This is a genomic window from Enterococcus sp. B2E4 (assembly GCF_030499455.1).
Lineage (GTDB): Bacteria > Bacillota > Bacilli > Lactobacillales > Enterococcaceae > Enterococcus_D > Enterococcus_D casseliflavus.
Genome location: NZ_JAUKPK010000032.1, coordinates 1 through 21,627 on the forward strand (window position 1 = coordinate 1; position 21,627 = coordinate 21,627).

The following is a 21,627-nucleotide window of genomic DNA, read 5'->3' on the forward strand; positions in this document are numbered from 1 at the left end:
AGATTTGATTTTACACAACTCATCAGTCCTTATTGACAAAGAGCCGGCTTTTTTAAATATTCAATACTTTGTCTAAGAAGTCTTTGGTACGCTCATGCTTAGGATTGGTAAAGATTTGCTCAGGTGTACCGTCTTCCAAGAAGTTCCCGCCGTCAATAAACATCACACGGTTTGCTACTTCTTTGGCAAAACCCATCTCGTGAGTTACGATCACCATGGTCATTCCTTGTTTTGCCAAATCCTTCATAACATTGAGTACATCGCCAACCATTTCTGGATCGAGTGCGGAGGTTGGTTCATCGAACAACATCACATCGGGATTCATTGCTAAAGCTCTAGCGATCGCCACCCGTTGTTTTTGTCCTCCAGACAGATTGTCAGGGTACATGTCTTTTTTATCTGCCAAACCGACCGTTTCTAATAAACGAATTGCGTTCTTTTCCGCTTCTTGCCGAGAAGCATTTTTTAGATCCATCGGTGCTAAAATGATATTTTCTAAAACCGACAAGTGAGGGAAGAGATTGAAATGCTGAAACACCATGCCGATATGTTGACGAACAGCATTGATATTGGTGTTTTTATCCATCAGATGTGCGCCGTCAACGATAATATCGCCGCTGGTTGGTTCTTCTAAGCGGTTCAAACAGCGCAAGAACGTCGATTTCCCGGATCCTGAAGGACCGATCACACAAACGACTTCTCCTTCAGCGATTGAAACATTGATATTGTTCAATACGGTATTGTCGCCGTATTTTTTTACAAGATTTTCAACTAAGATTTTTTCTTTCATGCTATTTCACCTTCTTTTCTAAAACTTTTGCAAGTTTCGTTAAAGCTGTGATCACGACTAAGTAAATAATCGCGATGATCAAGTAAACATAGGTACTTTGCGTAGTCCGAGCAACGATGATTTTCCCAGTTTGCAATAATTCTACGACTCCGATAACCGAGATGATCGTTGTATCTTTCAACGAGATAACGAATTGGTTAACGAAAGATGGAATCATGATTTTGATCGCTTGCGGTAAAATGATTTTCTGCATTGTCCGAGTGTAGGTCATCCCCAAACTACGAGAGGCTTCCATCTGACCTTTTGGCACCGCATTGATCCCGCCACGGACGATCTCAGCGATATAGGCACTGGCATTTAAAGTCAATGTAATGACCCCGGCTGCAAAGTCGGGAATCGTGATACCAATGGCATCGGAAAGGCCGAAGAAGATGAAGAAAGCCAATACCATCATAGGAATACCACGAATGATATCAACATAGATCCCTGCAAAAACCCGCAATGCTTTGATTGGAGCAACACTAAATAGTCCAAAAATGATGCCGATCACTAATGCTAAGGCAAAAGAAATCAATGCTAGTAAAAGGGTATTCCATAAACCTTTTAATAAGACGTTATAGTTGTTGCTGATCAAACCAGTGATCGTTGATTCATCCACTCGTTTTTCTGTGGCAGAGCCATCTTCAATGTATTTATTGATGATTTGATCGTACTCGCCAGTCCGTTTCATTTCTTTCAATGCTTCATTGAACATTTGGATCAGTTCAGGATTTTGGCCTTTTTTCACCGCAAAACCGTACTGACCGCCAGATTCTTTTTCAATCGGTGTCACTAGTTTTTGACCTTGGCTGATGGCATAACCGATCACTGGATAATCATCCATCATGGCATCGATTTGTCCGCCGTTAACAGCCGCATATAATTGATCGGCCGCATCATAATATTTGATCGAATAACCATATTTTTCTTCGTTGGCGATCAAGAAGTCTGCACTTTCTGTTCCCACTTTCGCACCAACGGTTTTTCCTTCTAGATCTTCATAGGAATTGATGGAATCATTGCCTTCTTTTACAGCGATCTGAATGCCGCTTTCAAAGTAAGAGTCAGAGAAGTCATAGGATTGACGACGCTCATCAGTGATCGTCATCCCAGCGATCATCCCATCTGCTTGGTTACCATCCAAGGCTTGCAAAGCTCCTGAAAAACCGATGAAATTGAATTCAATGTTGAACCCTTGCAATTCTGCCGCCCGATTCATTAAATCAACATCGATCCCTACATACTCATTGTCTTCATTTTGGAATTCAAAGGGAGCGAAGGCGGAGTCACTGGCAATTCGGTAAACATCTTTCTTTGGTTCGACTTTCACCATTTCACTGGTGTCTGCATCTGAATCAGACGTTGTGATGTAAGTATTGACGATTTCGTCGTATTTGCCAGAAGCTTTCATGTTGGCTAAACCAGCATTGAATTTTTCAAGTAGTTCTTGATTTTGGCCTTTTCTGACAGCGAATCCGTAAGAAGCACCTTTTTCAGGTTCGCCGACAAGTTTCATCGGTTCGCCGTTGTTGATGGCATAGCCAAGCACTGGATAATCATCAAAAGCGGCTGCCACAGTACCATTGCGTACAGCGCCATACAACCCAGTAGCGTCATCATAAAGTTTGATGTCGTAGCCATATTGGTCTTTATTTTCTTCTAGAAAGCGGGCACTTTCGGTACCAACCTTTGCACCGACCGTTTCGCCCTCAAGATCTTCGTAGCTAGTAATGCTGTCATTGTCATCAGCTACCGCCATTTGAATCCCACTATCAAAATAAGGATCTGAGAAATCAAAGTTCTCTTTGCGCTCTTCTGTGATACTCATTCCTGCAATCATTCCGTCCAACTGATTGGACAAAACACCTTGGATGGAAGGATCAAAACCGAGTGGACGTAAATCAACTGCAAAACCTTGATCTTCAGCGATCGCGTTTAATAAATCTATATCGATCCCTACATATTCATTATTTTCATTCTTGAATTCGAAAGGAGCAAATGTTAAATCTGTTCCTATCTTATACGTAGTTTCCTCCGCACTTGCTGACTTTACTGATAGCGTAAAAATGCTGATAATCAGCGCGATTAAAGCGAAGGACATGTGTTTTCTTTTCAAGAAAATTCCCCCTTTAGATATAACGTATTTATAGATTATATGGATTTTTTCTTCAACACACAAGTCTTTCTCTTTAAAAATATGACAAAATTGCTTAAACCTCACATCAGATGTTAGAAAATCAAACATGTTAAGTTATGCTTAATCGCATGAAACTTTCATAGCAAATGATGGCGAAAGTATGTTCGCTATGATATACTTATTTATGGAAAAGCGGCAGCGAGTTTTTCTTTTTTTGTTGTCGTTTAGAATAATCGAGGGGGAATGAAGATGATCGAAAGAACAACTTCCCATGAATTTGACTTAGTATCAAAATATCAACCAGCTGGGGATCAACCAGAAGCGATCCATCAATTGGTTGACGGGGTGGTCGGTGGAAAAAAAGCACAGATTTTGTTGGGAGCCACTGGGACCGGTAAGACTTATACGATTTCTAATCTAATCAAGGAAGTCAATAAACCGACATTGATCATTGCCCATAATAAAACACTGGCTGGACAATTATATGGCGAGTTCAAGGACTTTTTCCCAAATAATGCGGTCGAGTACTTTGTCAGTTACTATGATTACTATCAACCAGAAGCGTATGTTCCTTCCAGTGATACATACATCGAAAAAGACTCCAGTGTCAACGATGAAATCGATAAGCTGCGTCACTCGGCCACAAGTTCTTTATTAGAGAGAAACGATGTGATCGTTGTGGCTTCTGTCTCTTGTATTTTCGGTTTAGGTTCGCCGATCGAGTATGCCAGACAGGTTGTTTCTTTACGAGTAGGGATGGAAAAGTCTCGCGATCAACTATTAAAAGAATTGATCGAGATCCAATTTGAACGAAACGACATCGATTTTCAACGGGGACGTTTTCGCGTACGTGGCGATGTTGTGGAGATTTTCCCAGCTTCTCGTGATGAGCGAGCGTTACGCATTGAGTTTTTTGGCGATGAAATCGATCGGATTCGTGAAGTCGATGCCTTGACGGGCGAGATCATGAGTGACACCGAACATGTGTCGATCTTTCCAGCAACTCACTTTGTGACCAATGAAGACCATATGGAACATGCGATTGCTTCGATCCAAAGTGAACTCGATGAACGACTGAAAGTTTTGCGAGCAGAAAATAAGCTGTTGGAAGCACAGCGTTTAGAGCAGCGAACCAACTATGATATTGAAATGATGCGAGAAATGGGGTATACCTCGGGGATCGAAAACTACTCTCGCCACATGGATGGACGAAAAGAAGGTGAACCGCCTTATACGTTATTAGATTTCTTTCCTGATGACTTTCTGATCGTTATTGATGAATCCCACGTGACCATGCCGCAAGTTCGTGGGATGTATAATGGTGACCGTGCTAGAAAACAAATGTTAGTGGATTATGGTTTCCGTTTGCCTTCTGCATTGGATAACCGTCCGCTACGCTTGGAAGAATTTGAGAAGCATGTCAACCAAATCGTCTATGTTTCAGCAACACCTGGACCATATGAATACGATCAAACCGATACCGTCATTCAACAAATCATTCGTCCGACTGGTCTGTTAGATCCGGTGATCGAAGTACGACCGATTATGGGTCAAATTGACGACCTTGTAGGAGAAATCAATGAGCGAGTCGAGCGAAATGAACGGGTCTTTGTCACGACCTTGACGAAAAAAATGTCTGAAGATTTGACGGATTACTTTAAAGAATTAGGGATCAAAGTCAAATACCTGCACAGTGACATCAAAACATTGGAACGAACAGAGATCATTCGCGACCTGCGTCTCGGTGAATTTGATGTACTGGTCGGAATCAACTTATTGCGAGAAGGGTTAGACGTCCCAGAAGTTTCCCTGGTTGCGATCCTTGATGCCGATAAGGAAGGCTTCTTGCGCAGCGAGCGTTCATTAGTCCAAACCATCGGACGAGCAGCTCGTAACTCAGAAGGAAAAGTAATCATGTACGCCGATAAAATGACCGATTCGATGCAGCGAGCGATCGACGAAACAGCGCGACGCCGAAGTATTCAAGAAGCCTATAACGAAGAACATGGAATCGTACCGAAAACCATCATCAAAGAGATTCGCGATCTGATCGCAATCACGAAAGTGGCGGAAGAAACTGGCGAATACACCACGACTTCTTATGAAGAGCTGAGTCGTGAAGAAAAAGCAACCTTGTTGTTGAAATTAGAAAAAGAAATGAAAGATGCTGCGAAAGCACTGGATTTTGAAACGGCTGCCACCTTGAGAGATACTATTCTTGAGCTAAAAGCTGCTGATTAGAAGGAGAAACAATATGGCAAATGATAAAATCGTGATCCATGGGGCACGGGCCCATAATTTAAAAAATATCGATGTGACGATTCCCAGAGACCAGCTCGTTGTTGTAACTGGTCTTTCGGGTTCAGGGAAAAGCTCCTTAGCATTTGATACGTTGTATGCCGAAGGACAGCGCCGATATGTCGAAAGTCTATCGGCGTATGCCCGTCAGTTTTTAGGGCAAATGGATAAACCCGACGTAGATAGCATTGATGGACTTAGTCCAGCGATTTCTATCGATCAAAAAACCACCAGCAAGAACCCGCGATCAACAGTGGGGACGGTTACTGAAATCAATGATTATCTGCGGCTTCTTTACGCCAGAATCGGTCACCCAATCTGTCCCAATGATCATATTGAGATTACTAGTCAGTCGGTTGAGCAGATGGTGGATGAAGTTTTGGCATTACCAGAACGCACTAAGATCCAATTGTTGGCACCTATCGTTTATCAAAAGAAAGGGCAGCACAAAAAAGTCTTCGAACGTATCCAAAGAGAAGGTTATGTTCGGATGCGGGTGGATGGCGAAGTCTATGATGTCTCCGAAGCGCCTGAATTAGAAAAAAATAAAAAGCATGATATTGCCATCATCATTGACCGAATCGTTGTAAAGGAAGGCATCCGTTCTCGTCTGTTTGATTCCTTTGAAGCGGCATTACGTTTAGCTGATGGCTATGCGGTAGTCGATGTGATTGGTCAAGAAGAGATGCTTTTCAGTGAACATTATTCTTGTCCGTATTGTGGCTTTACAGTTGGTGAATTAGAACCGCGGCTCTTTTCATTCAATGCGCCTTTTGGTGCTTGTCCAGACTGTGATGGTCTTGGTGTGAAGCTAGAAGTCGATGTCGACCTAGTGATTCCCGATCAAAGCAAAACGTTGCGTGAAGGCGCACTATTACCTTGGAACCCAATCAGTTCACAGTACTATCCGCAAATGCTGGAACAAGCCTGTCAAGAGTTCAATATCGATATGGACACACCCTTTGAAGAGCTGCCAGAAGAACACAAAGACATTATTTTGAATGGTTCGAATGGCGAAATTTTCCATTTCCATTATGAGAATGATTTCGGTGGCGTGCGTGATGTTGAGGTAGCTTTTGAAGGAATCTTACCAAATATTAAACGCCGTTATCATGAAACTAACTCTGATTTCACCCGTGATCAAATGCGTTTGTATATGACGGAATTGACTTGTAAAACTTGTCATGGCTATCGTTTGAACCCTCAAGCGCTGTGCGTGCAAGTCAACGGAAAACACATTGGTGAAATGAGCGAGATGGCAATCAACAATGCGTTGAACTTTGTCGAAGAATTGAAACTATCGGAACAAGAGCAAATGATCGCACGTCCGATCGTGAAAGAAGTCGATGATCGTTTAAGCTTCTTGAAAAATGTCGGATTGGACTATTTGACCCTGAGTCGTGCATCAGGCACACTCTCTGGTGGGGAAGCGCAACGGATTCGTTTGGCAACACAAATCGGCTCCAATTTGTCTGGGGTGCTTTACATTCTTGATGAGCCATCGATCGGTCTTCACCAACGGGATAACGATCGCTTACTAGATTCATTGCGGAAAATGCGTGATCTTGGGAATACCCTGATCGTCGTTGAGCATGACGAAGACACGATGCGGGCAGCGGACTACTTGATCGATGTCGGTCCAGGTGCAGGACACGCAGGTGGCGAGATCGTCACTGCAGGCACTCCTGATGAAGTCGCAGCCAATGCGTCTTCCTTAACAGGTCAGTACTTATCAGGAAAACGACAAATCCCGACACCAACGGAACGCCGCAAAGGCAATGGTGAAAAGATTCGTGTGACCGGTGCTTCTGAGAATAACTTGAAAAACATTTCGGTCGATTTTCCATTAGGAAAGTTCGTCGCCGTTACTGGGGTCTCTGGCTCTGGTAAATCGACATTAGTCAACGAAATTTTGAAAAAAGCCTTGGCGCAAAAAATCAATCGGAATTCGAACAAGCCTGGTCGCTTTAAAACCATTACTGGTTATGAAGCGATTGAGAAATTGATCGATATCGATCAAAGCCCTATCGGTCGGACGCCTCGAAGCAATCCAGCAACGTATACCAGTGTCTTTGATGACATTCGCGATTTATTTGCTAAAACCAATGAGGCGAAAGTCCGTGGTTACAAAAAAGGCCGCTTTAGTTTTAATGTAAAAGGTGGACGCTGTGAAGCATGTAAAGGGGACGGAATCATCAAGATCGAGATGCACTTCTTACCTGATGTCTACGTACCTTGTGAGGTTTGTCATGGCAAACGTTATAACTCAGAAACGTTAGAAGTTCATTACAAAGGAAAAAATATTTCGGAAATCTTAGATATGACCGTGGAAGATGCAGTGGAATTTTTCCAACATATTCCTAAAATCCATCGAAAATTGCAAACGATCGTCGATGTCGGTCTAGGTTATGTCACGATGGGACAACCAGCGACTACTTTGTCTGGTGGGGAAGCGCAACGGATGAAGCTTGCCAGTGAACTGCACAAAAATTCCAATGGCAAGAGTTTTTATATCTTAGATGAACCAACGACTGGTCTGCATACGGATGATATTGCCCGTTTGTTGAAAGTTTTGGAACGATTTGTCGACGCTGGCAATACCGTTTTAGTGATCGAACACAACTTGGATGTCATCAAATCAGCGGACCATGTGATTGATCTAGGTCCAGAAGGTGGCGAAGGCGGTGGAACGATCATTGCAACTGGTACACCAGAAGAAATTGCTGCGGTTTCTGAAAGCTACACCGGTCATTATTTGAAAAAAGTCCTTTAAGCAAGGAAAAGAGCACTCACTTTTTTACTTGTCTGTCAATAGGTTTCGCTAAAGTTTAAGGAAGCGTGAAATATCTGCAAATTTCATGATAAGGGCTTGAAATCAAAATTTTATTTGATAGAATAGCAATAGGTATACGTATATTCGCATTGAATAAACTGCCTATAAGTTCTATCCGTTCAAAGTGGGAGAAAGCAATCAAAGATAGATACTTTGATTGCTTTTTTCTTTGTGGTATTATAATTCTATTGTAATTAAACGAAACGAGAGAGGTCGTTTTTCGTATTCAAAAGAGAGAGTGATTTTTGATGAGTCAGGAAAATTTTCTTCCCATATTATTAGGAAGCGATATGAATGTTTATGGTATGGCCAGAGCATTCCACGAAGCATATGGCATTCAATCAGTTGCTTATGCTGGTGCGGAACTTGCGCCAACCCGCTTTAGTAAAATTGTTACAATCAATCAAGTGGAAGGTTTTGACCATGATCCAGGATTCACTGAGACGTTGATCAAGTTAGGAAAAAATACTTACAACGATCCTGCCATGAAATATTTATTGATTCCTTGCGGCGATGGCTATGCAGAACTGTTAGCGAAGCATAAAGAAGAATTGAAGCCTTATTATACCTTTATTGCCAATGACTATTCCCTATTAAAACGGTTGATCAATAAAGTCAGTTTTTACGAAGTTTGCGAGGAATATGGCTTGCCTTATCCTAAGACCTTCATTTTAACACCTGAACTGTTGACGGAAGGAACGTTCAAAGGAGAGCTGCCTTTTGATTTTCCTGTGGCTTTGAAACCAGCAAATAGTGTCGCGTGGCTGTCAGTTGATTTTGAAGGGCGCAAAAAAGCCTTCATTATTGACAATCGAACAGAATTTGAAGAAATCGTTTCTCGCATTTATCAAGCGGGTTATCAATATGAAATGATCGTCCAAGATTTTATTCCTGGCGATGACAGCAACATGCGGGTCTTAAATGCCTATGTTGATGAGAATCACGAAGTTCGCGTGATGGGTTTAGGTCATCCTTTATTAGAGGATCCAACGCCTGGAGCTGTTGGGAATTATGTCGTGATCATTCCAGATGAAAATGATCAAATCTATCAAATGATCCGTAAGTTTTTAAAAGAGATCGAATATGTTGGATTTGCCAATTTTGATTTGAAATATGATGCGCGAGACGGGCAATATAAATTATTTGAAATCAACTTGCGTCAAGGAAGAAGCAGTTTCTTTATTACCTTAAGCGGATTGAATCTGGCGAAGTTCATCACAGAGGATTTAGTCTTCGAAAAACCATACACAGAAACGGTTTATGGCAAAGCTGATGCGCCTGAAGCGAAATTATGGCTAGGGGTACCAAAAAATATTTTCTTGACTTATGCAAAAGAAAATCCTGCGAAAGAACGAGCAAAAAAATTATTAGCAGAAAATCGCTGGGGAACGACTGTCTTTTACAAAGAAGACTTATCTCTAAAGCGCTGGATTCTATTAAAGAGAATGTTCCATCTGTACAACAAACGATTCAAAACGTATTTCCATACGAAAGAAGGCTAGAAGATGGAGAATTTTTTTAGTATTTTAGGCGGCATGGGAACGTTAGCGACGGAAAGTTTTGTCCGCATTTTAAACCGACGGACACAGACCCATAAAGACCAAGATTACTTGAACTATGTTTTATTCAATCATGCGACAGTCCCAGATCGGACAGCATATATTTTAGACAACACGTTAGAAAACCCTGTTCCATATTTAATGGACGACATCGAAAAACAAAATTTGTTAAAGCCAAATTTTATTGTGTTGACTTGTAATACCGCCCATTATTTTTTTGATGAGCTGCAAGCTGCCACTGAGATCGAGATTTTGCATATGCCTCGTGAGGCTGCGAAAGTCGTTTTTGAAAAAGGCGTCACTGGAAAAGTGGCCTTTCTTGGGACAGAAGGCAGTGTCAAAGCTGGCATCTATGAGAAAGAATTGCGGAAGTTCGGACTTGACGTCTATCTTCCAGAGCCGACGATCCAAAAAAAGGTCAATACATTGATCTATGATCGAATCAAAGAAAATGATCATTTGGATCAAGAACTTTACTTTGAGATACTGGAAGAAGTCACCGAACGTATCGGCTGTGAAAGCGTAGTGCTTGGATGTACCGAGTTGTCCTTGATGGATGAATTTGTGACTGATAATCCATATCCAGTCGTCGATGCCCAATCGATTTTAGTTGATCGGACGATCGAAAAAGCATTGGCAAATCGCCAAGCAATCTAAAGCTGATAGCGACGTTAGCGGCATTTTTTGAGCTAACGTCTTTTTTTATGCCAGTGTTCCAATGATACGCCCGGCATGATATAATAGAGTTGTTTCAGAAAGGAGTTTTACCTATGACTGAAGTGGATCATTTAGAATTGGTCATTATCACTGGGATGAGCGGAGCCGGCAAAACGGTCGCGATCCAGAGTTTTGAAGATATGGGGTACTTTTGTATCGATAATATGCCCCCAAGCTTGATCCCTAAATTTTGGGAACTGATCAAAGAATCAGGAAAAGTGACAAAAATTGCCTTAGTTGTCGATCTGCGTTCAAGATCGTTTTTTGAAGAAATCCAAAGTATGCTGATCGATATTGAAAACACGAATTTTATCGACACACGGATGCTCTTTTTAGATGCATCGGACAATGAATTGGTGTCAAGATACAAAGAAACGAGAAGAGCACATCCATTAGCGATGGATGGCTTAGTTACGGAAGGGATTCGCAAAGAGCGAGCGATCTTAAACGATTTGAAGACGCGTGCCAGTATTGTTATCGACACAACGACCCTGACCCCACGGCAACTGAGAGAAAAAATCAATCAAGAATTTCGTGCTTCTCATGAAACAGGGTTTCGTATTGAAATACTTTCGTTTGGCTTCAAGTATGGCTTGCCGATCGATGCTGATATTGTGATGGATGTTCGTTTCTTACCGAATCCCCATTACATTCCAGAGTTGCGTCCTTTAACGGGTAAAGATGAACCCGTGTATGAGTACGTCATGTCTTTTCCAGAAACGGAAGAATTCTATCAGCAATTTAGTACACTGTTGCAAACGATCATGCCAGGCTATGTCAAGGAAGGCAAAAGCAGCTTGACGGTGGCTATCGGCTGTACTGGGGGCCAACACCGTTCCGTTGCATTATCTGAGCGCATCGGTGCGGTTTTGGCAGAAGACTATCGCGTCAATATTACTCATCGCGACAAAGATAAGCGTAAAGAGACGGTGAATCGTTCATGAAAATGAAAACGTACCGGATCAGAAAGCCGAAGATCGTTGTGGTAGGTGGCGGAACTGGGTTACCAGTCATCCTGAAGAGCTTGCGGAATCAGGGTGTCGACATCACAGCGATCGTTACGGTCGCTGATGATGGCGGTAGCAGCGGCGAGATTCGCAATTTGGTTTCCTCTATCTCGCCACCAGGGGATCTGCGCAATGTTTTGGCGGCTCTATCTGATATGCCGCAACTGTATAATGATATTTTTCAATACCGTTTTAAAGCCGAAGACAAATTTTTAGCCAATCATGCCCTGGGGAACTTGATTATTGCGGCGATTGCTGAAATGCGCAGCAGTACCTATGAAGCCATTCAAATTTTGTCAAAAATCATGCATATCGATGGACGAGTTTATCCTTCGTCAGATCTGCCATTGGTGTTACACGCTGTTTTTAAAGACGGCACCGAAGCGGTAGGAGAGTCCAAGATCGCGGTTGATCGCAAAACGATCGATCGGGTCTTTGTTCGTAATCAAGAAAATAATGATGAGCCGAAAGCAGCTCGTAAAGTTGTTTCTTCAATTATGGAGGCAGATATGATCGTCTTGGGTCCTGGTAGTCTCTTTACTAGTATTTTGCCCAATCTCATGATTAGCGAGATCGGCCAAGCAATGTTGGAAACACAAGCTGAAACGGTTTATATTTGTAATATCATGACCCAAAAAGGTGAAACTGAACACTTTAGTGATGCCGACCATGTGCGGGTCCTGCATAAGCATTTAGGCAAACCCTTTATTGATACGGTGTTAGTCAACACCGAGAAAGTTCCAGAAGGGTATATGGACCCAGAGATTTATGATGAATATCTTGTACAAGTGAAACACGATTTCCAAGGACTGCGAGAAGAAGCCAGCCGTGTCATTTCAGCTGACTTTCTGGAGCTTAGAGATGGCGGAGTTTTTCATGACGGAGATAAAGTGATTGAAGAACTTCTACGTATCGTTTACGGGGCCAAAATCTAAGAAAGGAGGGATTTTTTTATGTCCTTTGCAGCAGAAGTAAAAAAAGAATTGACCGCATTAGAAGTTCATCGCGAACATGCCAAGGCAGAATTGGCCGCTTTGATTCGGATGAATGGGTCATTGAGTATCAATAACCAACAATTTGTTTTAAACGTTCAAACAGAAAACGCGGCGATTGCCAGACGCATCTATTCGTTACTAAAAGATCATTACGACGTGCGCAGCGAATTGCTGGTCCGTCGTAAAATGAAATTAAAAAAGAACAACGTTTACATCGTTCGTTTGAAGCAAGATACACAGCGCGTGCTTTTGGACTTAGATATCATGGACGGGCTGATGTTTCAAAGCCATGTTTCTGATGAGATCATGGGCAATACTCAAAAAATGCGTTCCTATTTACGAGGCGCTTTCATGGCATCTGGGTCCATCAACAATCCAGAAACCAGCCGCTATCATTTAGAGATCTATTCCATCTACGAGGAGCATAACCAAGATATTTGCGATATGCTAAACGCATATGGATTGAATGCCCGTGCATTAGAACGCAGAAATGGGTATATCTCTTACTTGAAAGGCGCTGAGAAAATCGCTGATTTTTTGACACTGATCGGTGCCACCAATTCCATGCTGAAATTCGAGGACGTGCGGATCGTGCGTGATATGCGTAACTCAGTCAACCGTTTGGTGAATTGCGAAACCGCCAATATGAACAAAACGATCGACGCTGCTTCGAAGCAGATCGACAATATCGAATTTATTCAAGATCGAGTTGGCTTGCAAGCTTTACCTGAAAAGCTGCAAGAAATCGCCGAATTACGTTTGGAACATCCCGAGGTCAGCTTGAAAGAGCTAGGAGAAATGATTCCATCAGGAGCGATCTCGAAATCAGGAATCAATCATCGCATTCGTAAAATCAATGAATTTGCCGATCATTTGCGTGAACAAGTCAGTTAATCTAAGTAGTGAATGAAATCAAAAAAGCAGGAGCTTGCATTTGACATGGATTTTAGTGTCAAATCAGCTCCTGTTTTTTTGTTAGAGGTTATTCATTGATCAATGCAGTTAATTCCTCAGCAGAGATCGATTCATCAAAAATGTGCCCATCTAAGATAATCGTTGGCACAAATTGAATGTTGGCGTTTTTCGCTTCTTCCACAATTTCTCCTGCGATCGCAGGATGGTTTTGTTCAGATAGCCCTAAGGTATTTTTCGCATATTCTGCCACTTCAGGTAAAGATAAATGCCCCCATTCGTCTTGTGTTTGATAAATTTTTGTGATCTCAGCGATCGTTGCCTGAGGATCTGTACTGGAAACAAAGCGGTGCATCACATTGCCGCGTTGCAATGATTCTTTTTCTTTGTCGAATAATTTGATGACACGGCGTAGTTTCCCAGCTGCGACAGCTTCACTTAAGATCGGTAACGATTCTTCAAACCATTGCCGACAATAAGGACAGCGCAAATTCATAAATTCGACGATCGGTTTAGCGGAAGGGTCTCCGATATGTATCCCTGTTACCGCATTTGTTTCCTGTGCTTTGATGATTGAAATATCCATTAAGATTCCTCCTTTTTCTTTTAGTTTACCGAAGTTTCTACTGAAAGAAAAGCCTCAGGTCTTTTGATTTAAGTCTGTGAAAAGAGGAGGAGAATGAGCTGAATACTATGTATTTCGTTTCACGAAATTAAGAAAAATCCCCTGACTGTGCTTTTATATTCCTTGATTTTCAGCTATAATGAATTGTGTTTTATTGTGCAAAATGATGATTAAAGGAAGTTATATAGATGAGAAAAAGAAAAACAATGGATGGCAATACGGCAGCAGCCTATATTTCCTATGCCTTTACGGAACTTGCGGCGATCTATCCGATAACCCCTAGTTCAACCATGGCTGAATTAGTGGATCAGTGGTCTGCTCAAGGAAAGCATAATCTTTTTGGCCAGCCGGTGAAAGTGGTTGAAATGCAATCTGAAGCAGGGGCGGCCGGTGTGGTTCACGGCTCATTAAAAACGGGCGCCTTAACGACGACCTATACGGCATCCCAGGGACTTTTATTAATGGTACCAAATATGTACAAGATTGCTGGGGAAATGCTGCCAGGCGTCTTTCATGTCGCCAGCCGAGCAGTGACCACCAATGCTTTGAATATTTTTGGAGATCATACCGATGTAATGGCCACCCGACAAACAGGCTTTGCTATTTTAGCGGAAAGCAGTGTCCAAGAAGTAATGGATTTAGCGCCAGTCGCTCATTTAGCAGCTATCGAAGCCAATATCCCATTTTTAAATTTTTTTGATGGGTTTCGAACCAGTCATGAGATTCAAAAAATAGAGGTCTTAGATTATGAGGAATTGGCACAGTTGGTCAATCATGAAAAATTGACTGCCTTTCGACAACAAGCCATGAACCCGAATCACCCGACGACGAGTGGAACGAATCAAAATCCTGATATCCATTTTCAACAGCGGGAAACGATCAATCAGCATTATCAAACATTGCCTGAGATCGTTCGTTTTTACATGAAAAAAATCAATGCTTTAAGAGGAACCAACTATGATTTAGTGGATTATTATGGTGCTTCGGACGCCGAAGAAGTGATCGTTTCGATGGGGTCCTCAACGCAAACGATCCAGCAAACGGTGGCTCATTTATGCGCTTCAGGCCGCAAGGTGGGGGTCCTGTCGATCCATTTGTATCGACCATTCCCACTAGAAGTCTTCTTAGAAAAACTGCCTGCTACCGTTAAAAGTATCGCTGTATTGGATCGCAGCAAAGAACCTGGTGCCAATGGCGAGTCTTTGCTTTTGGATGTGCAAAGTGCCATGTATGATGCAGCGATTCGGCCGACGATCATTGGTGGACGCTATGGTCTTGGGTCAAAAGATGTGACACCTGATCAAATCGTTGCCGTTTATGACGAATTGCTCAAGCCAAAAGCGAGCCAAAAGAAACGCTTCACCATTGGGATCACGGATGATGTGACGCAATTGTCGTTGCCATCAAAGGGCACGCTAGATCTAACTGATCCATCCACCTTCCAAGCGAAATTCTGGGGATTCGGCTCTGACGGGACCGTCGGGGCAAATAAGTCAGCAATCAAAATCATCGGTGACCATACCGAAAAATATGTACAAGGCTATTTCCATTATGATTCGAAAAAATCTGGTGGCCTAACGATTTCCCATCTGCGATTTGGGGATACCCCCATTCGTTCTACCTATCTGATCGAACACGCGGATTTCGTTGCGTGTCATACGCCTGCGTATTTGCATACGTATGATTTGCTGAAAGGACTCAAAAAAGGCGGAACCTTTTTATTAAATACGACCTGGTCACAAGAGCAAATCTTAAAAAATCTACCGAAGAAAATGAAACGTTATCTTGCTGAAAACGAGATCCGTTTTTATACCATCAATGCCATGCAGTTGGCAATGGAAGTCGGCTTAGGTGGGCGGATCAATACCGCGATGGAAACAGCCTTCTTTTACTTGGCAAACATCATTCCGACCGAGGAAATCTTGCCGATTTTAAAAGAAGAGGCGCTGAAAAGTTATCGGCGCAAATCGATGGCGATCGTTGAAAAGAACCAAGCAGCCATCGATCGCACCATCGAATTATTACAAGAAATCCCTGTTCCAAGCAAGTGGGCAACGATCGAAGTGCCGAAGAGGACATCCACTGCTACAACACAATTTGTGCGGGAAATCGTGGAACCCATCAACCGTCAAGAAGGCAACCAACTAAGCGTGGGAACCCTCGTACGAAATCAAATGACTGAAGGGGTGATCCCTGTCGGGACAACAGCGGTTGAGAAGCGGGGCATCGCTGTTGAAGTGCCCGAGTGGCTATCAGATCGCTGTACCATGTGCAATGAGTGTGCCTTTGTCTGTCCTCATGCGGCGATCCGTCCGTTTTTGGCAGATGAAGATGAATTAACCGAAGCACCTGAAGGCTTTATCGTCAGAGAGATGCGTGGCGCGAATGGGCAAAAATATCGAATTCAAGTTTCCGTTGAAGATTGTACAGGTTGCGGCCTTTGTGTGGAAGCATGTCCCGCCAAAGGGAAAGCTTTGACGATGCGTCCTTACGAAGAACAAAAAGAACAAGCTTTAAATTGGGCTTTTGCGATGACTTTACGTCAAAAAGAAAATCCAGCAAAACCAGGAACTGTTTTGGGCTCTCAATTCAATAAACCTTTGTTGGAGTTCTCTGGTGCTTGTGCGGGCTGTGGGGAAACCCCCTATGTGAAACTATTGACCCAAATGTTTGGTGATCGCATGATGATCGCCAATGCGACCGGCTGCTCTTCGATTTGGGGTGGAACCTCACCAGTATCCCCTTATACAACCAATCACTTAGGACAAGGGCCAGCTTGGTCAAACTCGTTGTTTGAAGACAATGCCGAATATGGCTATGGCATGTTCTTAGCCAACCAAACCCGACGGGAGAAATTAGCAGCCCAGCTGCAGTCGTTGAAAGCCAATGTATCAGAAGAATTGCAGGCTTTGATTGATGATTGGGACCTTCATCGAGAAGAAAGTGCTGGGACGCAGCAACGAGCAGCAAAATTGATCGCCGCCTTAGAAGCTGAAGCTGCCACAACACCTCAGCTGAACAAAATCTTGCAGGAGAAAGATTTGTTTGTTAAGCCAAGCCAATGGATGATAGGCGGTGACGGCTGGGCATATGATATTGGGTTTGGCGGTATCGATCATGTTCTCGCTTCTGGTGCAGACGTCAATATTCTCGTGTTAGATAATGAAGTCTATTCTAATACAGGGGGGCAAGTCTCTAAAGCGACACCGACTTCGGCCATTGCTAAATTCGCTGCAAGTGGCAAGTTTGTTTCCAAAAAAGATTTAGGAATGATGGCGATGACCTACGGACATGTCTATGTCGCACAAATCGCATCTGGTGCCAATCAAATGCAAACGATCAAAGCCTTTGAAGAAGCCGAGCGGTTCCCAGGACCGTCAATCATCATTGCCTATACGCCATGTATCACCCACGGTCTTGCAGGTGGAATGCGTCAATCCTTGAAAGAAGCACAAGAAGCAGTTGCATCGGGGTATTGGAGCCTCTACCGCTATAACCCGCTGTTGGCAGAAAAAGGGAAACAGCCAATGACACTCGACTTCAAAAAGCCAGCATTTGATCAAATGCCTGCCTTTATGCAGACACAAGTTCGATTTGCATCCTTGCAGTCTGCCAATCCGAATGCGGCGCAAGCATTGTTTGAAAAAACCGTTTTAGATGCGAAAACTCGTTTCTACAACTATGCCCGCTTAGCAGGTCAAGAAGAAAAAATACGAGCAAAGCTTGAAAAAAAGGTAAGTACTGATGCAGAACAACCAACGGCAGTAAAAACGGAGCGTGTACGAAGAGAAAAACAGCCGTTAAGCGAAGAACAGCTCGCTGAAAGAGCAGCACGGCGTGCAGCGCGCGCAAAGCGCCGTCAGCAAGAGTAATCGCTCGCTGAGGAATGACCCTGAAAAACGGTTTGACCCGTTTTTTAGGGTCATTTGTTGTTTTTCCTAAGAAATGAGTGCAAGAAGCTCTTTTAGATGTAATCTTCTAAGACCTTTGACAAACAATGATTTCAGGATAATGGTAAACTAAGTAAAAGAGCTGTTTATTTTTTCAAAACTTTTTCATAAATTTGTTTTTTTTCAAATCTTTGAAGAGGTCCTATGTTATACTATTATCTGAAGTCTTAAGAATAAAGGAAGGCTGTTTATGTTGATAAATTTCAGGGATTTTTTTAATTTAGATTATTGGAGAGAATTGCTCTCATTTGATATATTTTCTTGGTCATTTTTAGTAAATGTTTTAGATGTGATCGTTGTTTGGTACTTGGTTTATAAGCTGATCCAGCTTGTACGAGGAACAAAAGCGATCCAGTTGTTTAAAGGCGTCGGCCTATTCATTGTTCTAAGGTTTTTGGCAGGTATCGTAGGATTAAAGACGCTATCTTGGTTGATGGATCAAGTCATCACGTATGGGGTGATCGCCGCGATTGTTATTTTCCAACCAGAAATTCGACGAGGGCTGGAGCATCTTGGCCGTAGCTCTTTCTTCAAGACTTCTAAGAATGAAAAACGACGGGATGAAGTGTTGGTCCAAGCGTTGGACAAAGCTGTTCAATATATGGCAAAACGAAAAATCGGTGCATTGATCACGATCGAACGGACGACGGGGTTAGAAGAATATATTGAAACGGGGATTCCTTTAGATGCGGACGTGACGGGCGAATTACTGATCAATATTTTTATTCCCAATACACCGCTACACGATGGTGCAGTCATCTTAAGAGATGATAAGATCGCTGTTGCTAGTGCCTACTTACCACTGTCAGAAAGTCCGTTGATTCCCAAAGAATTTGGGACGCGCCATCGAGCGGCTGTCGGGATTTCAGAAGTTAGTGATGCGTTGACCATTATCGTCTCAGAGGAGACGGGAGACGTCAGTATTACCCTGAATAATCGGATGCTTACTGAGCTTTCGCGACAAGAGTATCTCGACGTGTTGAATCGCGAATTAGTGCCAGAAGAAAAGCCTGGTAAACGCAACTTGCTGCAATCTTTCTTTGAAGGGGTCAACAAAGGAGGAAGAAAATGATCAAGAAAGAACGTCGTCAAAACGTATTTTATGGTATACTAGCGCTGTTCTTTAGTCTGGTTCTGTTTTTCATCGCCAGCGGATCAAGCCTGCAAGTCAACCTTGCAGGAACTTCAAATCCTTATGAGGAAGAGATCGATAATGTACCGATTCAGACCACCTATGACACAGATGAATACTTTATCCAAGGATTTGAAACAACAGTAGACGTGACTTTGTCTAGTCGAAATCGGGTGCAATTGAATGCTGAACGTAGCGAGGAAACGCGGAGCTTTCGAGTAGTTGCTGATTTGACTGGACTCGATGAAGGAACCCATGAGGTCCCTTTAGAAGTGAAAAATCTTAGCTCAAGTGTGACAGCCGAAATCGAACCCAAAACCGTCACTGTGACGATTGAGAAAAAAGTCACCCAAACGTTTACCGTTGAGCCAGTCATCTCGACTGATGGAGCAACGAGTGGTTACGGCGTTGATTCAATGAGTGTTGAACCGCAAGAAGTAGAGATCACTACTGGCGACAAGACACTGGCAGAAATCGACCGAGTGGTAGCGATCGTGAATCCAGATGATATTACTGGCGATTCGATCACGGTGGATGGAACGATCGAGGCTTGGGATAGTGAAAACAATCCTTTAGCGATCATTCCTGAGCCAGATTCGGTCGATGTGGCATTGATGATGGAAGCACCAAGCAAAGAAATTGAATTGTTTGTCACTCAACAAGGGACAACACCAGATGGGATCTCTCATTACATCTACCGGATGAGTAGTATCAGTGCGGTGCTAACAGGACCACAAAGTATTTTGGATGAGACCCAGCAGATCGGTGTCCCAGTGGATGTTAGTGAGATCACAACCACGACCGAACGGACAGTAACGATTCCAGTACCAGAGGGAACAACGATCAATCCAACAGTAGTGACTATCCAAATCACTCCGGTTGCAGAAACAACTACTGAGAATCAATCAAACAATGATGGCGATGAAGCAACGAACAGTGCGAATTCTCAAGCCAATTCTTCGACAGTCGACACGACGCAAGAACAAACAGAGAATTCCGCAAGCAGCACGACGACAAGCAGTTCTTAGTCGTTTGACTGTAGAGAATGAATAAGAGAGGTTATTAAAATGGGAAAATATTTTGGTACTGATGGTGTTAGAGGAGAAGCAAATAAGGAGTTGACACCTGAATTAGCATTTAAATTAGGTCGTTACGGCGGCTATGTATTAAGTCAGCATGAAACTGGTGACCGCCGTCCCCGTGTTTTGGTGGGACGGGACACACGGATTTCTGGACAGATGCTAGAAAATGCATTGATCGCTGGACTATTATCTGTCGGAATCGAGGTATTTCAATTGGGTGTTATTTCTACACCGGGTGTTGCATACTTGACGAAAGTGCAAAAAGCGAGTGCAGGTGTAATGATCTCTGCCTCTCACAATCCTGCACAAGACAATGGCATCAAGTTTTTCGGGAATGATGGCTTTAAATTAGTCGATGAACAAGAAGCTGAAATTGAAGCATTACTTGATGCACCGGAAGACACACTTCCACGTCCTTCTGCCGATGGCTTAGGAACGGTGGATGAGTTTCCAGAAGGGTTGTTGAAATACTCTCAATTTCTACGTCAAACGATTCCTGATGATTTGGAAGGGATCACGGTATGTGTTGATGCTGCAAATGGTGCAACAGCAACAAGTGTCAATCGTTTGTTTGCCGATCTAGAAACAGAATTCTTCACAATGGGGACGTCTCCAGACGGGTTGAACATTAATGATGGTGTGGGATCGACTCACCCTGAAGCGTTAGCCGAATTTGTCGTTGAAAAAGGGGCGGATGCTGGTCTTGCGTTTGATGGAGATGGTGATCGGGTCATCGCAGTTGATGAACTAGGAAACATCGTTGATGGCGATAAAATCATGTATATCTGTGCGAAATATTTAGCGGAGCAAAAGCGCTTGAACCAAGGAACGATCGTGACAACAGTCATGAGCAATTTAGGGTTCCATAAAGCAGTGGAAGCAATTGGACTGAAAGATGTCATCACACAAGTCGGTGACCGTTATGTCGTCGAAGAAATGCGTAAAAACGATTATAATTTTGGTGGCGAGCAATCAGGTCACATGATTTTCTTGGATTTCAATACGACAGGTGACGGTTTGCTATCAGGAATTCAACTATTGAATATCATGAAACAAACGGGCAAGAAACTGTCGGAATTAGCAGGAGAGGTAACGATCTATCCACAAAAACTTGTCAACATTCGAGTGACAGATAAAAATGGCGCGATGGATGTTCCGGCTATCCGTAAAATCGTGGAAGAGACAGAAGCAGAAATGAACGGCGAAGGCCGTATCTTGGTTCGTCCTTCAGGAACAGAACCATTGCTTCGGGTGATGGCAGAAGCGCCAACCATTGAAAAAGTCGATTACTATGTAGAAAAAATCGCAGCGGTCGTTCGAGAAGAAATCGGTGCGGAATAAATAAAGAAGTAAGACGATCAAAGATATCCTTTGGTCGTCTTTTTTGTCTACTTACCAGCAAGAAGCCAACTTGCGAACTAGAGAAACTTGTCAACGAATTTGTCGGCAACGTTTAACAGAAGAGACGCAGTGGGCAAGCCTTGCGAAGGATAGTTGCTTTTAAAAGGGCTCTATAATTTATGGGACTGATGAATCAGAATTGATTCTTCA

Annotated in this window: 14 protein-coding genes; 11 read left to right on the forward strand and 3 right to left on the reverse strand. The window is 43.0% G+C overall.

The features are described 5' to 3' along the window. Nucleotides 1-52 precede the first annotated feature (52 nt). Nucleotides 53-790 (reverse strand): amino acid ABC transporter ATP-binding protein, encoded by a 738-nt coding sequence (locus tag Q1X33_RS16125; RefSeq protein ID WP_005225946.1) that lies wholly within the window; start codon nt 788-790, stop codon nt 53-55. A gap of 1 nt (nt 791) precedes the next feature. Then, nucleotides 792-2,945: an amino acid ABC transporter substrate-binding protein/permease gene (locus Q1X33_RS16130; RefSeq protein WP_005225947.1), complete on the reverse strand. Its 2,154-nt coding sequence runs from the start codon at nt 2,943-2,945 to the stop codon at nt 792-794. Between the two features lie 270 nt (nt 2,946-3,215). On the opposite strand from Q1X33_RS16130, the gene uvrB reads away from it, so the two are divergent. From uvrB to whiA, 7 genes are all read left to right on the forward strand, one after another. Next, the gene (uvrB, locus tag Q1X33_RS16135) at nt 3,216-5,207 is read left to right on the forward strand and encodes an excinuclease ABC subunit UvrB (protein ID WP_010748162.1); all 1,992 of its coding nucleotides are present in this window, start codon (nt 3,216-3,218) and stop codon (nt 5,205-5,207) included. A 13-nt stretch (nt 5,208-5,220) separates the two neighbouring features. Next, nucleotides 5,221-8,037 carry an excinuclease ABC subunit UvrA gene (gene uvrA, locus Q1X33_RS16140; protein ID WP_301969843.1) on the forward strand — a complete coding sequence of 939 codons (2,817 nt, stop codon included), beginning with the start codon at nt 5,221-5,223 and terminating at the stop codon, nt 8,035-8,037. 308 nt (nt 8,038-8,345) lie between these two features. Then, nucleotides 8,346-9,599: a hypothetical protein gene (locus Q1X33_RS16145; RefSeq protein WP_016610145.1), complete on the forward strand. Its 1,254-nt coding sequence runs from the start codon at nt 8,346-8,348 to the stop codon at nt 9,597-9,599. A 3-nt stretch (nt 9,600-9,602) separates the two neighbouring features. Next, on the forward strand, nt 9,603-10,313 hold the full coding sequence (locus Q1X33_RS16150; RefSeq protein WP_005225951.1) for an amino acid racemase: 711 nt from the start codon (nt 9,603-9,605) through the stop codon (nt 10,311-10,313). A 113-nt stretch (nt 10,314-10,426) separates the two neighbouring features. Next, nucleotides 10,427-11,317, forward strand: coding sequence for an RNase adapter RapZ (gene rapZ, locus Q1X33_RS16155; protein WP_005225952.1), 891 nt, complete (start codon nt 10,427-10,429; stop codon nt 11,315-11,317). Continuing rightward, the gene (yvcK, locus tag Q1X33_RS16160; RefSeq protein ID WP_010748165.1) at nt 11,314-12,315 is read left to right on the forward strand and encodes a YvcK family protein; all 1,002 of its coding nucleotides are present in this window, start codon (nt 11,314-11,316) and stop codon (nt 12,313-12,315) included. The genes rapZ and yvcK overlap by 4 nt, the downstream gene beginning before the upstream one ends. A gap of 18 nt (nt 12,316-12,333) precedes the next feature. Then, the gene (whiA, locus tag Q1X33_RS16165) at nt 12,334-13,269 is read left to right on the forward strand and encodes a DNA-binding protein WhiA (RefSeq protein WP_005225954.1); all 936 of its coding nucleotides are present in this window, start codon (nt 12,334-12,336) and stop codon (nt 13,267-13,269) included. 88 nt (nt 13,270-13,357) lie between these two features. Here the strand turns inward: whiA and Q1X33_RS16170 are convergent, their stop codons facing one another. Further along, nucleotides 13,358-13,873, reverse strand: coding sequence for a DsbA family protein (locus Q1X33_RS16170; protein WP_005225955.1), 516 nt, complete (start codon nt 13,871-13,873; stop codon nt 13,358-13,360). A gap of 227 nt (nt 13,874-14,100) precedes the next feature. On the opposite strand from Q1X33_RS16170, the gene nifJ reads away from it, so the two are divergent. The 4 genes from nifJ (at nt 14,101) to glmM (ending at nt 21,417) form a co-directional block, all read left to right on the forward strand. After that, entirely contained in the window at nt 14,101-17,784 is a 3,684-nt protein-coding gene (gene nifJ, locus Q1X33_RS16175) for a pyruvate:ferredoxin (flavodoxin) oxidoreductase (protein WP_301969842.1), read from the forward strand. Nucleotides 17,785-18,052: 268 nt separating this feature from the next. Further along, the gene (gene cdaA, locus Q1X33_RS16180; RefSeq protein WP_005235688.1) at nt 18,053-18,934 is read left to right on the forward strand and encodes a diadenylate cyclase CdaA; all 882 of its coding nucleotides are present in this window, start codon (nt 18,053-18,055) and stop codon (nt 18,932-18,934) included. Next, nucleotides 18,931-20,022: a YbbR-like domain-containing protein gene (locus Q1X33_RS16185; protein WP_005225958.1), complete on the forward strand. Its 1,092-nt coding sequence runs from the start codon at nt 18,931-18,933 to the stop codon at nt 20,020-20,022. The genes cdaA and Q1X33_RS16185 overlap by 4 nt, the downstream gene beginning before the upstream one ends. 39 nt (nt 20,023-20,061) lie before the next feature. Then, nucleotides 20,062-21,417 (forward strand): phosphoglucosamine mutase, encoded by a 1,356-nt coding sequence (gene glmM / locus Q1X33_RS16190; RefSeq protein ID WP_005225959.1) that lies wholly within the window; start codon nt 20,062-20,064, stop codon nt 21,415-21,417. Nucleotides 21,418-21,627 lie beyond the last annotated feature (210 nt).

Excerpts from the sequence above, each read along its gene's own strand:
- Q1X33_RS16170 (WP_005225955.1), bottom strand. The coding sequence starts at position 13,873 with ATGGATATTTCAATCATCAAAGCACAGGAAACAAATGCGGTAACAGGG.
- Q1X33_RS16150 (WP_005225951.1), top strand. The coding sequence starts at position 9,603 with ATGGAGAATTTTTTTAGTATTTTAGGCGGCATGGGAACGTTAGCGACG.
- Q1X33_RS16185 (WP_005225958.1), top strand. The coding sequence starts at position 18,931 with ATGATCAAGAAAGAACGTCGTCAAAACGTATTTTATGGTATACTAGCG.
- uvrB (WP_010748162.1), top strand. The coding sequence starts at position 3,216 with ATGATCGAAAGAACAACTTCCCATGAATTTGACTTAGTATCAAAATAT.
- Q1X33_RS16145 (WP_016610145.1), top strand. The coding sequence starts at position 8,346 with ATGAGTCAGGAAAATTTTCTTCCCATATTATTAGGAAGCGATATGAAT.
- cdaA (WP_005235688.1), top strand. The coding sequence starts at position 18,053 with ATGTTGATAAATTTCAGGGATTTTTTTAATTTAGATTATTGGAGAGAA.
- yvcK (WP_010748165.1), top strand. The coding sequence starts at position 11,314 with ATGAAAATGAAAACGTACCGGATCAGAAAGCCGAAGATCGTTGTGGTA.
- Q1X33_RS16125 (WP_005225946.1), bottom strand. The coding sequence starts at position 790 with ATGAAAGAAAAAATCTTAGTTGAAAATCTTGTAAAAAAATACGGCGAC.
- rapZ (WP_005225952.1), top strand. The coding sequence starts at position 10,427 with ATGACTGAAGTGGATCATTTAGAATTGGTCATTATCACTGGGATGAGC.
- nifJ (WP_301969842.1), top strand. The coding sequence starts at position 14,101 with ATGAGAAAAAGAAAAACAATGGATGGCAATACGGCAGCAGCCTATATT.
- whiA (WP_005225954.1), top strand. The coding sequence starts at position 12,334 with ATGTCCTTTGCAGCAGAAGTAAAAAAAGAATTGACCGCATTAGAAGTT.
- uvrA (WP_301969843.1), top strand. The coding sequence starts at position 5,221 with ATGGCAAATGATAAAATCGTGATCCATGGGGCACGGGCCCATAATTTA.
- glmM (WP_005225959.1), top strand. The coding sequence starts at position 20,062 with ATGGGAAAATATTTTGGTACTGATGGTGTTAGAGGAGAAGCAAATAAG.